At 68.0% G+C, this 20,080-nt stretch carries 18 protein-coding genes; 7 read left to right on the plus strand and 11 right to left on the minus strand.

The window, feature by feature from the left end:
- Positions 1-9: 9 nt before the first annotated feature.
- The 4 genes from MUG78_RS02920 to MUG78_RS02935 all read right to left on the minus strand — a co-directional run bounded on the left by MUG78_RS02920 (position 10) and on the right by MUG78_RS02935 (position 4,148).
- Positions 10-600, minus strand: a complete 591-nt coding sequence (locus MUG78_RS02920; protein ID WP_246992040.1) for a TetR/AcrR family transcriptional regulator — start codon at positions 598-600, stop codon at positions 10-12.
- On the minus strand, positions 600-1,940 hold the full coding sequence (locus tag MUG78_RS02925) for a cytochrome P450 (protein ID WP_246992042.1): 1,341 nt from the start codon (positions 1,938-1,940) through the stop codon (positions 600-602). The genes MUG78_RS02920 and MUG78_RS02925 overlap by 1 nt, the downstream gene beginning before the upstream one ends.
- Before the next feature lie 106 nt (positions 1,941-2,046).
- Entirely contained in the window at positions 2,047-3,084 is a 1,038-nt protein-coding gene (locus MUG78_RS02930) for an o-succinylbenzoate synthase (RefSeq protein WP_372493097.1), read from the minus strand.
- A 14-nt stretch (positions 3,085-3,098) separates the two neighbouring features.
- Entirely contained in the window at positions 3,099-4,148 is a 1,050-nt protein-coding gene (locus MUG78_RS02935; RefSeq protein WP_246992043.1) for an IS110 family RNA-guided transposase, read from the minus strand.
- 321 nt (positions 4,149-4,469) lie between these two features.
- On the opposite strand from MUG78_RS02935, the gene MUG78_RS02940 reads away from it, so the two are divergent.
- On the plus strand, positions 4,470-5,390 hold the full coding sequence (locus MUG78_RS02940) for an oxygenase MpaB family protein (protein WP_246992045.1): 921 nt from the start codon (positions 4,470-4,472) through the stop codon (positions 5,388-5,390).
- A 25-nt stretch (positions 5,391-5,415) separates the two neighbouring features.
- Here MUG78_RS02940 and MUG78_RS02945 read toward each other — a convergent pair whose 3' ends face one another.
- Both MUG78_RS02945 and MUG78_RS02950 read right to left on the minus strand, forming a co-directional pair.
- Positions 5,416-6,309 (minus strand): type IV toxin-antitoxin system AbiEi family antitoxin domain-containing protein, encoded by an 894-nt coding sequence (locus MUG78_RS02945; RefSeq protein WP_246992047.1) that lies wholly within the window; start codon positions 6,307-6,309, stop codon positions 5,416-5,418.
- 403 nt (positions 6,310-6,712) lie between these two features.
- Complete coding sequence (locus MUG78_RS02950; RefSeq protein WP_246992049.1) at positions 6,713-7,468, minus strand: alpha/beta fold hydrolase; 756 nt, start codon at positions 7,466-7,468, stop codon at positions 6,713-6,715.
- 95 nt (positions 7,469-7,563) lie between these two features.
- Here MUG78_RS02950 and MUG78_RS02955 point away from each other — a divergent pair, with 95 nt between their 5' ends.
- The gene (locus tag MUG78_RS02955; RefSeq protein ID WP_246992051.1) at positions 7,564-8,049 is read left to right on the plus strand and encodes a heme-binding beta-barrel domain-containing protein; all 486 of its coding nucleotides are present in this window, start codon (positions 7,564-7,566) and stop codon (positions 8,047-8,049) included.
- 155 nt (positions 8,050-8,204) lie between these two features.
- Here MUG78_RS02955 and tuf read toward each other — a convergent pair whose 3' ends face one another.
- From tuf to rpsL, 4 genes are all read right to left on the minus strand, one after another.
- Positions 8,205-9,395: an elongation factor Tu gene (gene tuf, locus MUG78_RS02960; protein WP_246992053.1), complete on the minus strand. Its 1,191-nt coding sequence runs from the start codon at positions 9,393-9,395 to the stop codon at positions 8,205-8,207.
- A 98-nt stretch (positions 9,396-9,493) separates the two neighbouring features.
- Positions 9,494-11,599, minus strand: coding sequence for an elongation factor G (gene fusA, locus MUG78_RS02965; protein WP_246992055.1), 2,106 nt, complete (start codon positions 11,597-11,599; stop codon positions 9,494-9,496).
- Positions 11,600-11,717: 118 nt separating this feature from the next.
- The gene (rpsG, locus tag MUG78_RS02970; RefSeq protein ID WP_246992057.1) at positions 11,718-12,188 is read right to left on the minus strand and encodes a 30S ribosomal protein S7; all 471 of its coding nucleotides are present in this window, start codon (positions 12,186-12,188) and stop codon (positions 11,718-11,720) included.
- Between the two features lie 3 nt (positions 12,189-12,191).
- Positions 12,192-12,563, minus strand: coding sequence for a 30S ribosomal protein S12 (gene rpsL / locus MUG78_RS02975; protein WP_246992059.1), 372 nt, complete (start codon positions 12,561-12,563; stop codon positions 12,192-12,194).
- Positions 12,564-12,925: 362 nt separating this feature from the next.
- On the opposite strand from rpsL, the gene MUG78_RS02980 reads away from it, so the two are divergent.
- From MUG78_RS02980 to MUG78_RS02995, 4 genes are all read left to right on the plus strand, one after another.
- A complete protein-coding gene (locus tag MUG78_RS02980; RefSeq protein WP_372493098.1) occupies positions 12,926-14,182 on the plus strand; it encodes an MFS transporter in 1,257 nt (418 codons plus the stop codon).
- An 11-nt stretch (positions 14,183-14,193) separates the two neighbouring features.
- Positions 14,194-15,801 carry a sigma-54-dependent Fis family transcriptional regulator gene (locus MUG78_RS02985; RefSeq protein ID WP_246992061.1) on the plus strand — a complete coding sequence of 536 codons (1,608 nt, stop codon included), beginning with the start codon at positions 14,194-14,196 and terminating at the stop codon, positions 15,799-15,801.
- A 165-nt stretch (positions 15,802-15,966) separates the two neighbouring features.
- Entirely contained in the window at positions 15,967-17,463 is a 1,497-nt protein-coding gene (locus MUG78_RS02990) for an aldehyde dehydrogenase family protein (protein WP_246992063.1), read from the plus strand.
- A 77-nt stretch (positions 17,464-17,540) separates the two neighbouring features.
- On the plus strand, positions 17,541-18,656 hold the full coding sequence (locus tag MUG78_RS02995; protein ID WP_246992065.1) for an NDMA-dependent alcohol dehydrogenase: 1,116 nt from the start codon (positions 17,541-17,543) through the stop codon (positions 18,654-18,656).
- 82 nt (positions 18,657-18,738) lie between these two features.
- Here the strand turns inward: MUG78_RS02995 and MUG78_RS03000 are convergent, their stop codons facing one another.
- A complete protein-coding gene (locus MUG78_RS03000; protein ID WP_246992067.1) occupies positions 18,739-19,623 on the minus strand; it encodes an exodeoxyribonuclease III in 885 nt (294 codons plus the stop codon).
- Positions 19,624-19,713: 90 nt separating this feature from the next.
- Here MUG78_RS03000 and MUG78_RS03005 point away from each other — a divergent pair, with 90 nt between their 5' ends.
- A complete protein-coding gene (locus MUG78_RS03005) occupies positions 19,714-20,076 on the plus strand; it encodes a cupin domain-containing protein (RefSeq protein WP_246992069.1) in 363 nt (120 codons plus the stop codon).
- The last annotated feature ends 4 nt before the right edge of the window (positions 20,077-20,080 follow it).

Raw genomic sequence — 20,080 nt, forward strand, 5'->3', positions numbered from 1 at the left:
AGTTGTGGGTCAGTAGACCATCGGCGCCAGGAAGGTGGCGGCGAAGCTGCGCACCGCTTCGGGCGTGCGCAGCGAGTCGTCGGAGGCGGGGACCTCCAGGTACGAGATCACCAGGCGCACATGGATGTCCACGGCGCGGCGCAGCAACTCGTCGGGCATGGTGGCGCCGCAGGTGCGGAGCGCGCCGGCGACCCGCTCGATCACCATGTCGATGAACAGCGAGGTGATCGACGACGTGAGACTGCGGATCTCCTCGTCCTCGATCACCATGCGGTGCAGCAGCGGATCGGTGTCGATCAGCGTGGCGCCGGTGACGAACGCCTCGACCACGGCGTCGGCCGGACTCTGTCCGGCCACCGCTTCCTCCAACTCGGCCATGCCGCGCTCGAAGGTGGCGTTCGCGAGCGCGATCACCAGGTTGTCCTTGCTCGGGAAGCGCCGATACAGCGTCGATCGGCTGACCCCCGCGGCCTTGGCCACCTGATCCATGTTCGCGGCGCGCAGGCCGACCGCGGTGAACTCGGCCGCGGCGGCGGCGAGGATCGCCGCTTCCTGTTCCTCCGGAGTGGTGGTGACGCGGGTTTTGCGCGCAGCCGCCATCAGCGTCGAACCAACGTCACGGGAAGTTTGTCCTTCGGCACCGGCAACGCGCTGTAGTCCATGGGGAGACGGTAGCCCGCGGGCACGGACCATTCGTAGTCGCGCAGCAGGTTGTGCATGATCGTCTTGATCTCCATCTGACCGAAGTACAGACCGATGCACTTGTGCACGCCGCCGCCGAACGGCATCCACGCCATGCGGTGACCCTTGTCCTCCGCGCGGTCGGGTCCGAAGCGGGTCGGATCGAAGACGTCGGGATCGGTGAAGTACCGCGGGTCCCGGTGATTCGCGAGCTGCGGGATGGTGACCATGGTGTTGGCCGGAATGAAGTGTCCGCGGATCTGCGTGTCCTTGATCGCCATGCGCGGTTGCGCGGGCACCGGCGGACACATCCGCAGGGACTCCTTCATGATGGAGTCGATCACGGTCATACCGGCCAGGTCGTCGTAGGTCAGCTCGGCGTTCAGCTCCATCGACTGGGCGCGCGCCGTGGCCTGCCACCCCGGGTGCTCGGCCATCCGGTAGGCCATCTGGGTCATGGTGATGGTCGTGGTGTCGTGGGCGGCCATCAGCACGAAGATCATGTGGTTCACCACGTCCTCGTCGGTGAATCGCTCGCCGTCGTCGCCCTCGGCGTGGCACAGCACCGAGAACAGGTCCGGTGTGGCCGTCGCCCGCTTGGCCGGTAGGTGCTTGTAGAAGAACTCCTCCAGGATCTTGCGCGAGCGCAGACCCTTCCACCATCGGCCGCCGGGCACCGGCTTGCGCACCAGGGCGACGCCGGCGCGGACGGTTTCGATGAACGCCTTGTTGAGGCGGTCGGCTTCGGGCTTGCTCAGTTCCAGGCCGAGGAAGATCTCCAGCGCGATGTCGAGGGTGAGCTCCTTGAACTCCTCGAACAGCTTCACCTCGCCGGTGGGGAACTTCGCGACGCGGTCGACGATCACCGGCTGCATCTCGTCGAAGTAGCCCTTGAGCACCTTCGGCGCGAACGCCTGCTGCAGGATGTGCCGGTGGTGACGGTGCTCGTCGAAGTCGAGCAGCATGATGCCGCGGTTGAAGAACGGGCCGATGAAGTAGCTCCAGGCCGGGGCGTTGGCGAAGGCGCGGTCCTTGTTCATCAGGATCTCGTTGGCCGCCTCCGCGCCGTGGGCGGTGACGAATCGCGTGCCGAGCGCACTCATGGCGAAGACCTCGCCGTACTGTTCCAGCCGCTTCTGCGAGAAGTCGAACGGATCGCGACGCATGGTGAGGATCTCGAGCAGCCCGTTGCGGGTGCTGACCGGGACGGGACGCAGGTCGCTGCCGACTTCCGGCTGAGCGAGCACGGGCATGGCCATGGTTCCTCCTGAAGTCGTGCCGCGAGTGCCGCAGCTCACTCCATTGGAACAGATATTTTGTTTTGTTTCTAGAGTCCCTCCGATTTCCGCGCGTGCCCCGGCCCGGTCAGCGGGCCATGAGGACGGCGTGGCAACGGCGCAGCCGCGCCTCCCACCAGGCGATGCGGTCCGGCGCGGCCAGCGGCAGGTCGTCGTCGGGCGTCACCAGTCGCGGGCTCACCGCGCCGTGGCGCGGGACGAACGAGGGCGCCACGTCGCGCTCCAGGAGCACGCCGGTGCCCAGCCCGCAGGCGTGGTCGAGCATGGGGAGAGCGGCCGCGGTCGCCACCGAGGCCGCCATGCCGACGGCGGTGTCGAGGGCGCTGGAGATCACCACGTCCATCTTGAGGGCGGTGTTGAGCGCGAGGACCTTGCGCATGCCGCCGAGCGGGGCCACCTTGAGGACCGCGATGTCGGCCGCCTCGGCGCGGGCCACCAGCAGCGGGTCCTCGGCGCGGCGGATCGACTCGTCGGCCGCGATCGGCACATCGACCACGCGCCGGACCGCGGCGAGCTCCTTGATGCTCGCGCACGGCTGCTCCACGTATTCGACGTCGCCGATGGCGCTGATCGCCTCGAGCGCGGTCGGGACGTCCCACGCACCGTTGGCGTCGATCCGCACGCGCGGAATCAGTTCCCGGACGGCGGCGACGCGCTCGACGTCGTCGTGCAGGGTCTGCCCGGCTTCGGCGACCTTCACCTTGGCCGTCGTCGCCCCCGGGAAGCGGGCCAGGATCTCGGCGACCTGGTCGGCAGGCACCGCCGGCACGGTCGCGTTGACCGGCACGGTGTCGCGCACGGCGGGCGGCGGTCCCTGCCACGCCGCCTCGATGCCGGCCGCGAGCCAGTTGGCCGACTCGACGTCGTCGTACTCGAGGAACGGCGAGAACTCGCCCCAACCCTTGAGACCGCGGAAGATCATCGCCTCCCGCACCGCAATGCCGCGGAACCGCGTGCGCATCGGCAGTGACACCACCTCGGCGGTTTCCAGGATCACGTCCACGGGCGGCAACTGTGGCTTGCTCGCCCGCACCACGAAGGTCGGCATCTCGCCGTGCTTGCTCGGAATCGCGAACGGATTGTTGTTGCCGGGCTGATAGACCATGTGTTTCTCCTATGTCAAGCGGCTACCGGATGGCAAGTCCGAGCAGCGTCTTGATCGGTGTGCAGGTGGTTGTAGACGACGCGGGCCAGGCGTCGTTTGAGGCACCGTAGTGCTTCGGGTGTGGACATGCCTTCAGCCTTCTTCTTCTGGTAGTAGATCTTGCCCAATCCGTCCATGCGGATCTGGGTCACGGCGATCCGGTGCACTGCGGCATTGAGCTGGCGGTTGCCTGATCTGGTCAGACGGACTCGGCCGGCGGTGTTGCCCGACCACACTGGGATCGGTGTGATCCCGGCATGGCGGGCGAAGGCTGCTTCGGACTTGAACCGGGAGATCCCCGCGGACTCACCCACCAGCTTGGCCGCAGTCATCGGACCCACGCCGGGCATGGCCAACAACGTCGGGGCGGCGATCGCCACACGCTTGCCGATGCGGGTGGCCAGGGCGTTGATCTTCCCGGTCAACTCGATGATCTCGGCGAGTTCGTCGCGGGCGAGTTCAGCGACGATCCCGCCGACGCCGTCAAGATGGTCAGCTAGCCTCTGCTGATGCTTGGCCAGGTCCAGGCCCTTGCTCGGCGGCGCCCACGACGGGTCGAGTTCATGGACTCGCCATAACAGCCGGTTGATCGTCGCCGTCCGGGCCTTGACCAGGTCCTCGCGCCGGTCGACCAGCAGTTTCAACTCCCGTGACGTCGCGTCGTGAGAGGCGACAGGAAGGTCAGGATCACGTTGAGCCGCGCGGGCGACCGCGAGCGCATCGATCGGGTCGGACTTGCCGCGAGTCCGAGCGACACGACGCTGCTCGGCCATCATCTTCGGTGGTACCCGCACCACCGACTGGCCCGTACCGAGCAGATCGCGTTCCAGGCGTGCCGACAGGTGCCGGCAGTCCTCGATCGCCCACACCACCTCCGCACCAAACCGCTGCCGCACCCAGCGCACCGCGTCCTGGTGCCCAGGCGTGGTCGCCGGGAACGTCTTGTGTCCGAGTTCGCGGCCGACTTCAACGACCGCGACGAATGTGTGTGACCGCTTGTGTACATCGGCGCCAACAACAACCATGGTGGTTGCCCTCCTTCACTGATAGGTGACTGGACGGTTGGGCCGGTCGGCGGACACATCTCAGTGGGGGCGGTTGCCACGCTCCTATCAAGTCACGCCGGCCGGTCCGTCACATCTGATGCCGACAAAACGCATGCTCGCCAACCCCCCGCACGGGGGCGGCACCGAGCCTATGAGCCAGACACCAGATGATCAGGATCCAACCACCGCAACAGGTGCGGTGCCATCACTCTCACACTGACCCGAGCCTACTGCGGGAACCTCCCCGGCCAGTTAGACACAAGTTATTCCATTTGTGTCTAACTTGAGTAGGCTGTCCCCATGACGACCGACTTCTCCACCGGTGTCCGCGAGGCCGAACCCGGCATCGTCGACGAGGACGATCTCGACGCACTGCCCCTGCGCCTCGGTGCCGACTCCCTGCTCTGGAAGTACGCCGGCGATGTGCGCATGATCCTGGGATTCCAGCGTCTCGCCGGGACGGAGAACTGCATCGAGCAGCTCGCCCAGGGAGTGGAGGACCATTCGATCATCTTCAGCGACTTCCTCGGTCGGGCGCGACGCACCGGGCCGCCGGTGATGCGGACCGTGTACTCGGACGAGCCCCAGCGCTGGGGGCGGCGGGTGCGCGATTTCCACCGCGATATCAAGGGCACCATCGCCGACGGCTCCCGCTATCACGCGCTCAACCCCGAGCTCTTCTACTGGGCGCATGCGACGTTCGTCGATCAGGTCCTGACCATGACCGACACCTTCGTCCGGCGGCTCTCTGACGAGGAGAAGGTCCAGATCTTCGAGGAGAGCAAGGTCTGGTACCAGCTGTACGGGGTGAGCCCGCGCAGCCAGCCGCAGACGTATGAGGAGTTCTGCGACTACTGGCAGTCGATGTGCGAGAAGTTCGTGCCCACGCGGACCATCGTCTACGCGACCGGCTATCTCCGGAAGGGGGTGCCCGGCCCGGCCTGGCTGCCCGCGCCGCTGTGGCGCGTGGCGGCCCTTCCGCTCAACGGGTTCCTGCAGACAGTCATCACCGGCACCCTGCCGCCCGAGATGCGCGCGGTGTGCGAGCTGCCGTGGGACGAGCGCAAGCAGCGCCGCTACGACCGCTTCGCGCGTTTCATGCGGGCGGTGAACCCGGTGGTCAACAAGCTGCCGGTGCGCGTCCTGTACGTGCCGTGGGCCTTCGAGGGCTGGGCCCGCACCGGTATCGATCCCCGACCGCTGCACAACACGCCCGCCTGATCGTCTCGCCGTTCGTCGCCCGGCGTCATCCCGCCGCCAGGGCGCGGTCGACGAGCACCGCCGTCAGGGTCTCGGTGGTGGCGGCCGGTTCGTCGTGGACGTCGTGCCAGGTGAAGCTCAACGGGAGCCAGCCGGCGCGAACCAGCGCGTTGCGCTTGCTCGCGTCTCTCCGGAAACTCTTGTGATCGCGGTGGAAGGCCCAGCCGTCGATCTCGACTGCGACCTTCCAGTCGGGCCACGCCACATCCACGAACCAGCCCTGGAACGGATACTGCTGCACCCAGCCGCTGATGTTCTCGGCGCGCAACAGCTGGATGAAGAGTCGCTCGGCCGCCGACTCGGTGTCCGAATCCAGAACTGCCACCAGCTTCCGCGCCGACGTCATGCCCCGTGCACGGGGATTGCGCTCCAAGCAGGCCTGCAACCCGGTCAACGTCACCTCGCCTCGCTGCAGCACGCGGTCGAGGAAGCGGGACTGATCCTCGACCAGTCCCGCGCACCCGAGCACCGTCAGTTCCTTCGCGGTGACGTCCACGCCGCGCACCTGTGTCAGGTCTTCGGCGCAGAAGCGGCGGCGCACCACGTCCGCGGCACCGTGTTCCCACGGGTCTTCCCGGACAGCGTGGCGCACCGACAGGGTCAGCGGCTGCGGCAGGTGCTCGAGCAGTCCGTGCCACCACGCGGCTGTGGTGCGGTCGAGCACGCCCCGCCACGCCAACGCCGCCGCACGCACCATCGCGTGTTCGGTGTAGGCGTGTGACTGCAACCGATACACGCCGCGCGCCACCGGCTGCCACTCCTCGCGCGCCACCCGCCCGTGGATCTCGCTCCGGGTCAGATCGCACCCAAGCGCCTGCACCGTGGTGATCACCCCGTCCTGGTCGGCAAAGATCCGCGCCAGTTCTCCGCTCTCCCCCATGTGCTTTAGACGCAGCAACCACCCGACCGGTTCCCCTCGCCGCGAAACCGACGCACTTGATGGTCACAGCACACCAAGCGCAACAGTCTCGCGACACCCGCCCCGGATCCCGGCGACCAGCGCGAGACCGAACGATTCCGCCGATCCCCGCCGCCTCCCGGAAGCACACGCAAGCCGCCCGGAGCCCCAACACAGATCAGGCACCCACCGCCAGCGACAAGACGAGAAGGGGATCAGGCGCCCCGCGCATGATCGCGACCCATCACAAGCCCGCGAACTCGCGCATTCGGCACGCCGCCAACTCGACCTGCTACCCCGCGCCGCGAAACCGACGCACTTGATGGTCACAGCACACCAAGCGCAACAGTCTCGCGGCACCCGCCGCGGATCCCCGCGGGAAGGGTCAGGGGGCGGTCAGATGTGCGGTGGCGGCGGCCAGGAACTCGCGCGGTCGGTCGCGGTGGACGCTGTGGCCGGCGTCGATGGTGGCGAACTCCCCGCGGGGTAGCGCCTCGGACAGGCTGCGCAGGTGGCGCGGCGGCAGGAAGCTGCGGTCGCCGCCGGAGATCACCAGGGTCGGCGCGGGCACCGCCTGCAGGCCGTCCCACCAGTGCGGATCCGCCTGCTCGAACTGCACGCCGACCACCTCGGGCATGCTGCGGTCGAACCGGAGGAACGGCCGGGGATCGGCGGCCAGCATCGCGAGTCCGCGGATGCGCCCCGCGAGCGTCGAGGTAGGTGTGATGGCTTCGGCCAGGTCCGCGGCATCGCGGGGCATCGGCGGCGGCTCCTCCACCAGCAGGCGCCGCACACGCTCGGGTTGGGTCATCGCCAGCCGCAGCGCCGAGTGCGCGCCGAGGGAGTGGCCCACCACGTCCACCCGGTCCAGGTCGAGACCGTCGAGCACGGTGGCCAGGTCGTCCCGGAAGTCGTTGAGGCGGTACCGCTGTGCGCGGCCGCTGCGGCCGTGCCCGCGCAGGTCCACCGCGATCACCTCGCGCCCGGCAGCGGTCAGGGTACCCGACAGTCGACGCCACGTGGTGTGGTCGCCGCCCATTCCGTGCACCAGGAGCACCGGCGGCTCCGCCGACCCCGGACTTCGCCCGGCGATCTGCACCGCGAGGTCGGGGCCGCTGCCGTTTCCACCGAGTACACGCACGACGACCACCCTATTCCTCGGGACCCGGCACCCGGCAACACCCTCGAGACCCGTTGACTCCGCCTTCATCCGTGGCAGTCGCTAACGTCAGGGGCATGTCCCAGCCCACGCAGTCCGCACCCTCGCCCACCGACCCGCTCGTCGCCTTCGCCGGCCTCTGGCGCGGCGCCGGCGAGGGTCACTACCCCACCATCGACGACTTCACCTACACCGAGGAGATCGAACTCTCCCCGGTGCCGGGCAAGCCGTTCCTGTTCTACCGCTCACGCACCAAGGCCGGCGACGACGGCCGTCCGTTGCACACCGAGACCGGCTATCTGCGTCCCGCCGGCGACGCCGTCGAACTGCTGATCACCCAACCGACCGGCTTCGTCGAGATCCAGCGCGCCGCCCTCGTCGACGGCGTCCTCGACTTCACCGAGGTGATCCTCGGCGCCTCCCCCGACGCGAAGGACGTGCACGCGGTGCGGCGCCGCTTCGTGCTCAACGGCGACACCCTCTCCTACGACATGTGGATGTCCTTCGCCGACGTGCCGATGACCCATCATCTGCGCGCGGCGTTGCATCGCGTCGCCGACTGATCCACTCGTCCCGATTCCCGCCAGACGGTCGGCCCGAGATGCAGAGAACCCGCCCCGCCTTGCGGCGGAGCGGGTTCTCAATGACCCTTCGACAAGCTCAGGAGCCAGTGACTCGGCGAGCGTGCCTCGGATCAGAAAATCAGATGATCAGATGATCACTTGATGATCTTGGTGACGCGGCCGGCACCGACGGTGCGGCCACCCTCGCGGATAGCGAAGCGCAGGCCCTCGTCCATGGCGACCGGCTGGATCAGCTTGACCAGCATCTCGGTGTTGTCGCCCGGCATGACCATTTCGGTGCCCTCGGGGAGGGTCACGACGCCGGTCACGTCCGTGGTACGGAAGTAGAACTGCGGACGGTAGTTGTTGAAGAACGGGGTGTGACGGCCGCCCTCGTCCTTCGACAGGATGTACGCCTGGCCCTCGAACTCCGTGTGCGGGGTGGTGGTGCCCGGCTTCACGATGACCTGACCGCGCTCGACGTCCTCACGCTTGAGGCCGCGCAGCAGCAGACCGGCGTTGTCGCCGGCCTGTGCCGAGTCGAGCAGCTTGTGGAACATCTCGATGCCCGTGACGATGGTCTTGGTCGAGCCCTCGCGGATACCCACGATCTCGACTTCCTCGTTCACGTTGACCTCGCCGCGCTCCACACGACCGGTGACCACGGTGCCGCGGCCGGTGATGGTGAAGACGTCCTCGACGGGCATCAGGAAGGGCTTCTCGGTCTCGCGGACGGGGTCCGGCACCGAGTCGTCGACAGCCTGCATCAGCTTCTGGACCGACTCGACCCACTTGGGGTCACCCTCGAGTGCCTTCAGCGCCGAGATCGGCACGACCGGGGCATCCTCGTCGAATTCCTGGGCGGCCAGCAGTTCGCGGACCTCCATCTCGACGAGCTCCATGATCTCCTCATCGTCGACCATATCGGCCTTGTTGAGGGCGACCAGGATGTAGGGCACGCCGACCTGGCGAGCGAGCAGCACGTGCTCGCGGGTCTGCGGCATCGGGCCGTCGGTAGCCGCCACGACCAGGATCGCGCCGTCCATCTGGGCAGCGCCGGTGATCATGTTCTTGATGTAGTCGGCGTGACCGGGGGCGTCCACGTGAGCGTAGTGACGCTTCTCGGTCTGGTACTCGACGTGGGAGATGTTGATCGTGATACCACGAGCCTTCTCCTCCGGCGCCTTGTCGATCTGATCGAAAGCGAAGCTCTCGTTCAGGTCGGGGTACTGGTCAGCCAGCACCTTGGTGATGGCCGCCGTCGTGGTGGTCTTGCCGTGGTCGACGTGACCGATGGTGCCGATGTTCACGTGCGGCTTGGTCCGCTCGAACTTCGCCTTCGCCACTTGTGTCCTCCTGGACTCTGGTCTGCCGAGGCGATCTCGGCAGAAGTGATTGACAGTTTATTGCGCCGCAGCGCGGGCCGCGTAAGCGGGCGGGCGAATTACTCGCCCGTCGCCTTCGCGATGATCTCCTTCGCCACGTTCGCCGGAACTTCGGCGTACGAGTCGAAGACCATGGAGTAGTTTGCTCGGCCCTGAGTCTTCGACCGCAGGTCTCCGATGTAGCCGAACATCTCCGACAGCGGCACCGCAGCCTTCACGACGCGGGCACCGCTGCGCTCCTCCATGGCCTGGATCTGACCACGGCGGGAGTTCAGGTCGCCGATGACGTCGCCCATGTAGTCCTCCGGAGTCGTGACCTCGACGGCCATGATCGGTTCCAGAATGACGGGGCTTGCCATGCGTGCAGCCTCTTTCAGAGCCTGCGAACCGGCGATCTTGAAGGCCATTTCCGACGAGTCGACGTCATGGTACTGACCGTCGAGCAGAGTGACCTTCAGGTTGACCAGCGGGTAGCCGGCCAGGACGCCGTACTGCATCGCGTCCTGCGCACCGGCATCCACCGAAGGGATGTACTCGCGCGGGACACGACCGCCGGTGACGGCGTTGTCGAACTCGTAGGTCGCGCCGTCCTCGGCGTCGACCAACGGCTCGAGCTTGATCTGGACCTTCGCGAACTGGCCCGAGCCACCCGTCTGCTTCTTGTGGGTGTAGTCGTGCTTCTCGACGATCTTACGGATCGTCTCGCGGTAGGCCACCTGCGGCTTACCGACGTTCGCCTCGACCTTGAACTCGCGCTTCATGCGGTCGACCAGGATGTCGAGGTGGAGCTCGCCCATGCCGCCGATGACGGTCTGGCCGGTCTCCTCGTCGAGCTGCACCGAGAAGGTCGGATCCTCTTCGGCGAGCTTCTGGATCGCGGTGCCCAGCTTCTCCTGGTCCGACTTGGTCTTCGGCTCGATCGAGACGTTGATGACCGGGTCCGGGAAGGTCATGGACTCCAGGACGATCGGGTTGGCGATGTCGCAGAGGGTGTCACCGGTGGTGGTGTCCTTCAGGCCGATCATCGCGTAGATGTGGCCGGCCACCGCGTCGTCGACCGGGTTCTCCTTGTTGGCATGCATCTGGAAGAGCTTGCCGATGCGCTCCTTCTTGCCCTTGGTCGCGTTGAGCACCTGGGTGCCCGGATCGACCCGGCCGGAGTAGACGCGCACGAAGGTGAGCTTGCCGAAGAACGGGTGCGCGGCGATCTTGAACGCCAGCGCCGAGAACGGATCGTCCTTGCTCGGCTTACGGGTGAGGACTTCCTCCTCGTCACCCGGAACGTGGCCCTCGATCTCGCCGATGTCCAGCGGGTTCGGCAGGTACGAGACGACGGCGTCGAGCATGGGCTGGATGCCCTTGTTCTTGAACGCCGTGCCGCACAGCACCGGGTAGACCTCGGAGTTGATGGTCATCTTCCGGATGGCGCCCTTGATCTCATCGATCGAGAGCTCCTCGCCGGCGAAGTACTTCTCCATGAGAGCTTCGTCGGACTCGGCGACCTTCTCCAGCAGCTTCTCGCGGTACTCCTCGGCGCGCTCCTGCAGATCCGCGGGGATCTCGGCGACGGTGGCCTCGGCGCCGATCGCGACGGTGCCCGGCCACAGCAGGGCCTTCATCTCGATCAGGTCGACGACGCCGTCGAAGGCATCCTCGGCACCGATCGGGAGCTGCAGCACCAGCGGGGTGGCGCCGAGACGGTCGATGATGGTCTGCACGGTGTAGTAGAAGTCCGCGCCCATCTTGTCCATCTTGTTGACGAAGCAGATGCGGGGGACGTCGTACTTGGTGGCCTGGCGCCAGACCTGCTCGGACTGGGGCTCGACGCCCTCCTTGCCGTCGAAGACGGCGACGGCGCCGTCGAGCACGCGGAGCGCGCGCTCGACCTCGACGGTGAAGTCGACGTGGCCCGGGGTGTCGATGACGTTGATCTGGTTGTTATCCCAGAAACAGGTGACGGCGGCCGAGGTAATGGTGATACCCCGCTCCTTCTCCTGCTCCATCCAGTCGGTGGTCGACGCACCGTCGTGGGTCTCACCGATCTTGTAGTTCACACCCGTGTAGTAGAGGATGCGCTCGGTGGTGGTGGTCTTGCCGGCGTCGATGTGCGCCATGATGCCGATGTTGCGGACCTTGGTGAGGTCGTTCAGCACTTCCTGTGCCATGGGATTCCCTTCGGGGAGTCAGCGGAAAGAGGTCTGCGGAGAAGGCCGGCGGTTCAGGCGAGCCGCGGCGGTGGCCACTGCGCAAGGCTAATCGTTGGATCAGCCTTGCGCAGGGTTGTCACCAGCGGTAGTGCGCGAACGCGCGGTTGGCTTCGGCCATCTTGTGGGTGTCCTCGCGACGCTTCACAGCGGCGCCGAGACCGTTCGAGGCGTCGAGCAGCTCGTTGGCGAGACGCTCCACCATGGTCTTCTCACGACGCTGACGGCTGAAGGTCACCAGCCAACGCAGGGCCAGGGTGTTGGCGCGGCCCGGCTTGACCTCGATGGGCACCTGGTAGGTGGCGCCACCGACGCGACGGCTCTTGACCTCGAGCGTCGGCTTGACGTTGTCCAGCGCGCGCTTGAGGGTGATGACCGGATCGGTGCCGGTCTTGTCGCGGGTCTGCTCGAGAGCCTGGTACACGATGCGCTCGGCGGTCGACTTCTTGCCGTCCAGCAGGATCTTGTTGACCAGCTGGGTGACCAGCGTGGAACCATAAACCGGGTCCTGGATCAGCGGGCGCTTGGGTGCGGGTCCTTTACGAGGCATGGATCAGTTCCCCTTCTTTGCGCCGTAACGGCTGCGAGCCTGCTTGCGGTCCTTGACACCCTGGGTGTCGAGCGAGCCGCGGACGATGCGGTAACGAACACCGGGGAGGTCCTTCACACGACCACCGCGGACGAGCACCATCGAGTGCTCCTGCAGGTTGTGGCCTTCACCCGGGATGTAAGCGGTGACCTCGACGCCACTGGTCAGACGCACACGGGCGACCTTCCGGAGAGCGGAGTTCGGCTTCTTCGGGGTGGTGGTGTACACGCGGGTGCACACGCCACGACGCTGCGGGCTGCCCTTCAGGGCTGCGGTCTTCTTGATCGAAGCCTTGTCTTTGCGGCCCTTGCGGACCAGCTGGTTAATAGTTGGCACTAGGTTCTTTCTCCTCGTGGCCGACGTGGTGTCGGCCTGTCTTTCGTCGCGGTTGGTGCTCCGGGCAGGAAGCTCACCGCACCTAAACGGCACTCTGAGCAACTTCCGCAACTCGCCCCACCAGGACTTCCGCCCTGGTCAATGAGTTATTCTGCACCCGTAGTCGGGCGTGTCGTACGGGGTACGACGTGTTCACGACCCCCACCCCGCAACCGAAGGTGAATCCGATTTCGGGCGGGCGGCATCCAGCGTGCTGGACACCGACGGTCTACTCTACCGCCCGAGTTTCGACAGGTCAAAATGATGGACGTGGGTTTGATCGCACCGTTATCGGGTCGCGTGACGCACCGTCGACTGCCACCATGACACAGGTGTCCGGTGACCCTCGACCTCTTCCCGGCGCGCTGCTGATGCGCACCCTCTCCCGCGGTTCGCACCGCGGCGGCCAAGTCCTCGTGCTGCTCGCGATCCTGGTGTTCGCTCTATCCCTGCGGGCGGCCGTGACCTCCCTGACGCCGCTGCTGGGCCGCGTCTCCGACGACCTCGGTTTCGGCAACGCCGCGATCGGCGCGATCGGCATGCTGCCGACCCTGATGTTCGGTGTCGCCGGACTGGTCGGCGCAGGACTCGGCAGGCGATTCGGCCTGGAGATCGCCACGGTGGGCGCGGTGATCGTGACGGCCGCGGGGACCGGCCTGCGCGGTCTGGCCGGCGACACGTGGAGTCTGATGGCGTTGTCCGCGGTGGCGCTGTTCGGCATGGGCCTGGGCAACGTGCTGATCCCGCCGCTGGTGAAGCGCTACTTCCCCCACCGCATCGCGGCCAGCAGCACCGCCTACATCCTGTGCGTGCAGCTGGGCACCACGGTTCCGGCCGCACTGGCGGTGCCGGCCGCCGACGCCGCGGGCTGGCGGTGGGCGCTCGCCGGTTGGGCGGCGATTCCACTACTCGCCCTGGTGCCGTGGATCGCGGTGGCACGACGACGCCGCGCCGAGACATCCGGTGAGATCGAGACCGCCGCGACCCCGCGGCTTCCGGTGTGGCGCTCGCCGATCGCGTGGGGCCTGGTGTTCCTGTTCGGCATGACGTCGCTGATGACCTATTCCCTGCTGACCTGGATCCCCGAGCTGCTGGCCGACGCCGGCGCCGACGATGCCCTCGGCGGGGCGGCGGTCGCTGCGTTCGCCGGGGTCGGCTTCCTGGCGACCTTCGTGGCGCCGTGGCTGTGCCTGCGCTTCGCCAACCCCTACGGCTTCATCGTCGGATTCGCGGCCTGCATGCTCAGCGGTCTCGCCGGGCTGTACTGGGCCCCGCTGACCGGGACCATCGCGTGGGTGCTGCTGGCCGGGCTGGGCGTGAGTTCGTTCCCGATGGCCCTGACGCTGATCAACGTGCGCACGCGCACCGCGGCGGGCTCGGCGTCGCTGTCCGGTTTCGGCCAGGGCCTCGGCTACCTGCTGGCCTGCGCCGGGCCGCTCCTGTTCGGCATCCTGCGCGAGGTGAGCGGCGGCTGGGGGCTCTCGCTGAGTCTGCTCGTCGTCGCCACCTGCCTGATGCTGATCGGCGGCTACGTGATCTGCCGACCGCGATTCCTGGAGGACAGCCTGCCCGCCGTGTAACAGTGGAGACTGTGACCACTTCGCTGCCCCAACGACAGGTCATCGCCGCCTCGTGGCAACGGGCGCGGGACTGCGGCCTGGCCCCCGACGCCCGGCCCGATCCGGTGCTCGCCGACATCTCGTCGTCGGATCCGCTGCTGGACGCGGCCCGGCCGATCCTCGCCCGCGCCGCCGAGCAGTTGCACGGCACCCCGGCGGCGCTGCTGCTGGTGGACCACCGCAGCCGGATGGTGGCGCGGGTGAGTGCCGACGCGTCCCTGGAGCGCACCCTCGCCGACGCCGGTGCGGTCACCGGCGCCACGTTCACCGAGGCCGCGATGGGTACCACCGCGCTGGGCACCGTCGCCGAGGTGCGCGGCGAGGTGGTGATCAACGCTGAGGACCACTACCTGGAGCAGTTCCGATTCCTGAGCTGCTTCGGGCAGCCGATCATCCATCCCACCACCCGCCGGGTGGCCGGCATCCTGTGCATGACCCAGGCCGCGCCGCGCCTGAATCCACTGTCGGTGCCACTGGTCCGCGGGGTGGTCGAAGACATCGCCGATCGGCTGCTGTCCCGCGCGTCGTCGGACCACCGCCGGGTGATCGCGGCCTACGAGAAGGCCGCCGAACGACGCGACACCGCGGTCGCCGCCCTCGGCGACGATCTCCAGCTGTCCAACTCCCTGGCCGCGCAACTGTTGGCGCCCGGCGACTTCGGCACCCTGCGACTGCTGGTGGAACAGAACGACGTGCCGCCGACGATCACTCTGCTCTCCGGGGTCACCGTGGCGGTGCAGGCCGTGCGCGTGCCGTCCGTCCGGCACGCCGCGGTGTTCCGCCTCCGTCCGCAGCTGTCCGACTTGTCGCCGGCGTCGTCGCCCTCGCGCAGCACTGCGGCCGGCGCGCCCACGGTAGCGATCTGCGGCGAGCCCGGCACCGGCCGGACCGCCCGCGCATTCACGGTGGCCGACCGGGAGGCCGCGGTGGTGATCGACGTGCCGGCTGCGCTGATCGACGACGCCCCGATCGACCTGGCCGCCGCGCTGCGCCTGGCTCGCAGCCGCGGCCACGGCGTGGTGATCGACGGCGCCGACCTCCTCGACGAACGCTCCCTGGCGCTGCTGCAGTCCGCGGTGAGCGCCCGCAGCGGCGCCGAACCGCCGATCGTGGTGGTGACCGGACCACCCGACGCACTCGGCCCCGGCGCGGCGGCCCTCGTGGCGCGCTGCCGCCACCGCACCACCCTTCCGCCGCTGCGCCAGCGCAGCACCGAACTGGCCGCGCTCGCGCAGGAGTTCCTGCGTGCCGACAGCCTCGAACTGGGTGCGGACGCCGCCGACGCGCTGGCATCGCAGGACTGGCCCGGCAACTTCCCCGAACTGGCGATGGTGCTCGAGCAGGCCGCCGCGGTGGCCCGCGCCCGCGGGTCGCGCACGCTGGACGTGCACGATCTGCCGCACGACTACCGCGGTTCCGCGCGCGTATCCCGCCTCCTGGGTCTCGAGCACGCCGAACGCCTGGCGATCGTCGACGCCCTCGACGCCGCCGGCGGCAACAAGAGTCACGCCGCCAAGACCCTCGGCATCAGTCGCACCACCCTGTACGCCCGCATCCGGGCCCTCGACATCGGGCACTGACCGCACCCGATCCACAGCTGTTCACGGTTGTCCACCGGCGCTGTTCAGTTTCCGAACAGCGCGACCTCAGCGAATCGGAGCACACTGAGATCTGCGCCACTGTGGCGCAGCTCTCATATGCCCGTAACGCCGGTCCGCCCCCGAGGCGGCCGGGAGGAGGATCCGATGACCGCCGTACTGACCCCCGCACTCCTGCCCGCCGTGGCCGACTTCGTCTCCCGTGATCGACAGCTGCTGATCGGCGGGCAGTGGGTCGACGCGGCCTCCGGCGAGAAGTTCGAGACCGTCGACCCGGCGACCGGCGAGGTGATCACCCGCGTCGCGAAGGGCACCGCCGAAGACATCGACCGCGCCGTCGCCGCCGCCCGCGCCGCCTACGAGGGCCCGTGGTCGCGGATGAAGCCCAACGAGCGCGAACGCCTGATCTGGAAGGTCGGCGACATCCTGTCCGAGCGCGCCGAGATCTTCGGCCAGCTCGAAGCCCTCGACAACGGCAAGTCGGTGGCCATCGCCACCGCCGTGGACGTGGGCTGGTCGGCCGACGTCTGGCGCTACAACGCCGGCCTGGCCACCAAGATCACCGGAGCGTCGATCACCCCGTCCATGCCGTTCGCGCCCGACGGCCAATTCCACGCCTACACCCGTCGCGAGTCGCTGGGCGTGTGCGGCCAGATCATTCCGTGGAACTTCCCCATCCTGATGGCCACCTGGAAGCTGGCGCCCGCGCTGGCCGCGGGCAACACCGTGGTCCTCAAGCCCGCCGAGCAGACCCCGCTCAGCGCCCTGCTGCTCGGTGAGGTCTTCGAAGAGGCCGGCTTCCCGCCCGGCGTGGTCAACATCGTCACCGGTTTCGGCGACGCCGGCGCCGCTCTCTCGGCCCACATGGACGTGGACAAGGTGGCGTTCACCGGTTCCACCGAGGTCGGCAAGAAGATCGTGCAGGCCGCCACCGTCAACCTGAAGAAGGTCACCCTCGAGCTCGGCGGCAAGAGCCCGAACATCGTCTACGCCGACGCCGATCTGGAGGCCGCCGTCGCCGGTTCGGTCGCCGCCTGGATGTTCAACCACGGCCAGTGCTGCGTGGCCGGTACTCGGATGTTCGTGCAGCGGGAGATCTTCGACGACTTCACGCAGGCGGTCGCCGACGCGGCCGCCGCCGCCAAGATCGGCCCGGGCCTGGATCCGACCACCGAACTGGGCCCGCTGGTCTCTCAGGAGCAGTTCGACCGCGTCAACGGCTACATCCAGCAGGGCCTGGCCTCCGGCGCGCGCGCCCTGACCGGCGGCAACCGGTGGGGCGAGCGCGGCTACTTCATCGAGCCGACCGTCTTCGTCGACGTGGAGCCGAGCTACTCCATCGTCGAAGAGGAGATCTTCGGTCCGGTGGTGGCCGCGCTGCCGTTCGACGACGAAGACGACGTCGCACGCGCGGCGAACAACTCCATCTACGGACTCGCCGCCGGCATCTGGACCAAGGACCTGTCCAAGGCGCACCGCACCGCGGCCGCCGTGCAGGCCGGCTCGGTCTGGGTCAACCAGTACAACGGCTTCGACACCGCGCTGCCCTTCGGCGGTTTCAAGCAGTCCGGCTGGGGCCGCGAGCTCGGCGACTCCGCCATCGACGCCTACACCCAGGTCAAGGCCGTCAACATCGCACTGTAGAACCCGCGTCCTTCCGCACCGAACACCACCCGTATCACCGCATATCCCCACCCGAACACCGACACAAGGAGATCACCGTGAAGACCAAAGCCGCCGTCCTGCTGGGCCCGGGCGAACCGTTCCAGATCATGGAGCTCGAGCTGGATCCGCCCGGCCCCGGCGAGGTGCTCATCAAGTACACCGCCGCCGGCCTGTGCCATTCGGACCTGCACCTCACCGACGGTGATCTGCCGCCGCGCTATCCGATCGTCGGTGGGCACGAGGGCTCGGGCATCATCGAAGAAGTGGGTCCGGGCGTCACCAAGGTGAAGCCCGGCGACCACGTGGTCTGCAGCTTCATCCCGAACTGCGGCACCTGCCGCTACTGCTCCACCGGCCGCCAGAACCTGTGCGACATGGGCGCGACGATCCTCGAAGGTTCCATGCCCGACGGCACCTTCCGCTTCCACGGCCCGGACGGCGAGGATTTCGGCGCGATGTGCATGCTCGGCACCTTCGCCGAACGGGCCACCATCTCTCAGCATTCGGTGGTCAAGGTCGACGACTGGCTGCCGCTGGAGACCGCGGTCCTGGTCGGCTGCGGCGTCCCGTCCGGGTGGGGCACCGCCGTCAACGCGGGCAACCTCCGTCCCGGCGACACCGCGGTGATCTACGGCATCGGCGGTCTGGGCATCAATGCCGTCCAGGGCGCGGTGTCGGCCGGCTGCAAGTACGTCGTCGTCGTCGATCCGGTGGAGCTCAAGCGGAACGCCGCACTGAAGATGGGCGCCACCCACGCCTTCGCCACCGCCGAGGAGGCCGCGGAGAAGGTCAACGAGCTCACCTGGGGCCAGGGCGCCGATGCGGCGCTCATTCTGGTCGGCACCGTCGACAAGGACGTGGTCAGCAACGCCACCGCCGTCATCGGCAAGGGCGGGCGCGTGGTGATCACCGGCCTGGCGAACCCGGCCGAGCTGACCGTGCAGGTCTCCGGCACCGACCTCACGCTGAACCAGAAGACGATCATGGGCACGCTGTTCGGGTCGATGAACCCGCAGTACGACATCGTCAAACTGCTGCGCCTGTACGACGCCGGTGAACTCAAGCTCGACGAGCTCGTCACCACGCGGTACACGCTCGACCAGGTCAACGAGGGCTACCAGGATCTGCGCGACGGCAAGAACATCCGCGGCGTCATCGACCACGCCTCCTGACCCAGCCCGCCGAACTCCCCCCGGTTCGGCACCGACGCGCCCATCGACCCGCCCCCGGGGTCGGTGGGCGCGCCCCTTCGGTTCAGTCGGCGATCGTGTGCGGCAGTTTCACCGCGCCGGGCTTCACCGTGGCCGGGCGGGACGGCGGCGGGACCATGGGGCCGGCGTCGCCGTCGGGCGCGTCGTCGAGGTCGACGACGACCGGCGCGTGGTCGCTCGGCTTGGTGCCCTTACGGGCCTTGCGGTCGACCCACGCGGCCTGGACCCGCTCGGCGATCGGTTCGCCGACGACGATCAGGTCGATCCGCATGCCGAGGTCCTGGTGGAACATCCCGGCCCGGTAGTCCCAGTACGAGTAGATGCGTGCGTCCGGCCAGTGGGCGCGCTGCACGTCGACCATGCCCAGATCCAACAGGCCGGCCAGTTCGGCGCGCTCGGCCTCGGTGACGTGGGTGTGCCCGACGAGCGCCGCCGGGTCGAACACGTCCTGGTCGGCCGGGATGATGTTGAAGTCGCCGCACACCATGGTCTGCGCGGCGTCGTCGGCCACCGCGGCCCGCAGCGCGCTCAGCCAGTTCAGCTTGTAGCGGTAGTGGTCGGAGTTCACCTCGCGCCCGTTGGGCACGTAGACCGACCAGATGCGCACGCCGCCGCACACCGCGGAGATCGCCCGCCCTTCGGGCGCGGATGCCGGATCGGGGAAGCCGGGGGCGTCCGGGAACGCGATGCGAACGTCGTCGAGCCCCACCTTGCTGAGGAGGGCGACGCCGTTCCACTGGCCCTGCCCGAAGTGGGCGAACTCGTAGCCGCGGGCGGCCAGTTCGTCGCCGAGTTCAGCGGCGAAGGCCTCGTCGGTGGCCTTGGTCTCCTGCAGGCACACCACGTCCGGTGCACGCTCGTCCAGCCAGGGCAGCAGGCGCGGAATCCGCGGCTTCACCGAGTTCACATTCCAGGTCACCACTCGCATGGCCCCCACGGTATCCCCGCCGGTCTCCCCGCCGAAATTCGGCCTGACGGGGGCATTGTTCGCAGGTCAAGGCGGGCGTATCGTCGAAGAATGACCAGTGATCCGGCGGTCAGCAATGGGGATGTCTACAAGGTCGTCTTCGAGAACGACCGGGTTCGAGTGCTGGAGTACACCGATCGACCCGGCCATCGCACGACGGTCCATCGGCACCCGGACAGCGTCATGTACACCCTGAGCAGTTTCCGACGACGACTGATCAGTGGCGACACCTCCCGCGACGTGGACATGCCCGCCGGGTTCGTCGGCTGGCTGCCCGCGCAGGAGCACGCCGGCGAGAACATCGGCGACTCCCCCACCCGCGTGCTGTTCGTGGAGTTGAAGGAGCCTGCCCCGCTCAGTGATTCCGGGCAGACCGAAGCGGGCGGCACGGCACCGCTCGGCCCGGCCGACTGATCGA

The sequence above is a fragment of the Gordonia alkaliphila genome (assembly GCF_023017165.1).
GTDB classification, from domain to species: Bacteria; Actinomycetota; Actinomycetes; order Mycobacteriales; family Mycobacteriaceae; genus Gordonia; species Gordonia alkaliphila.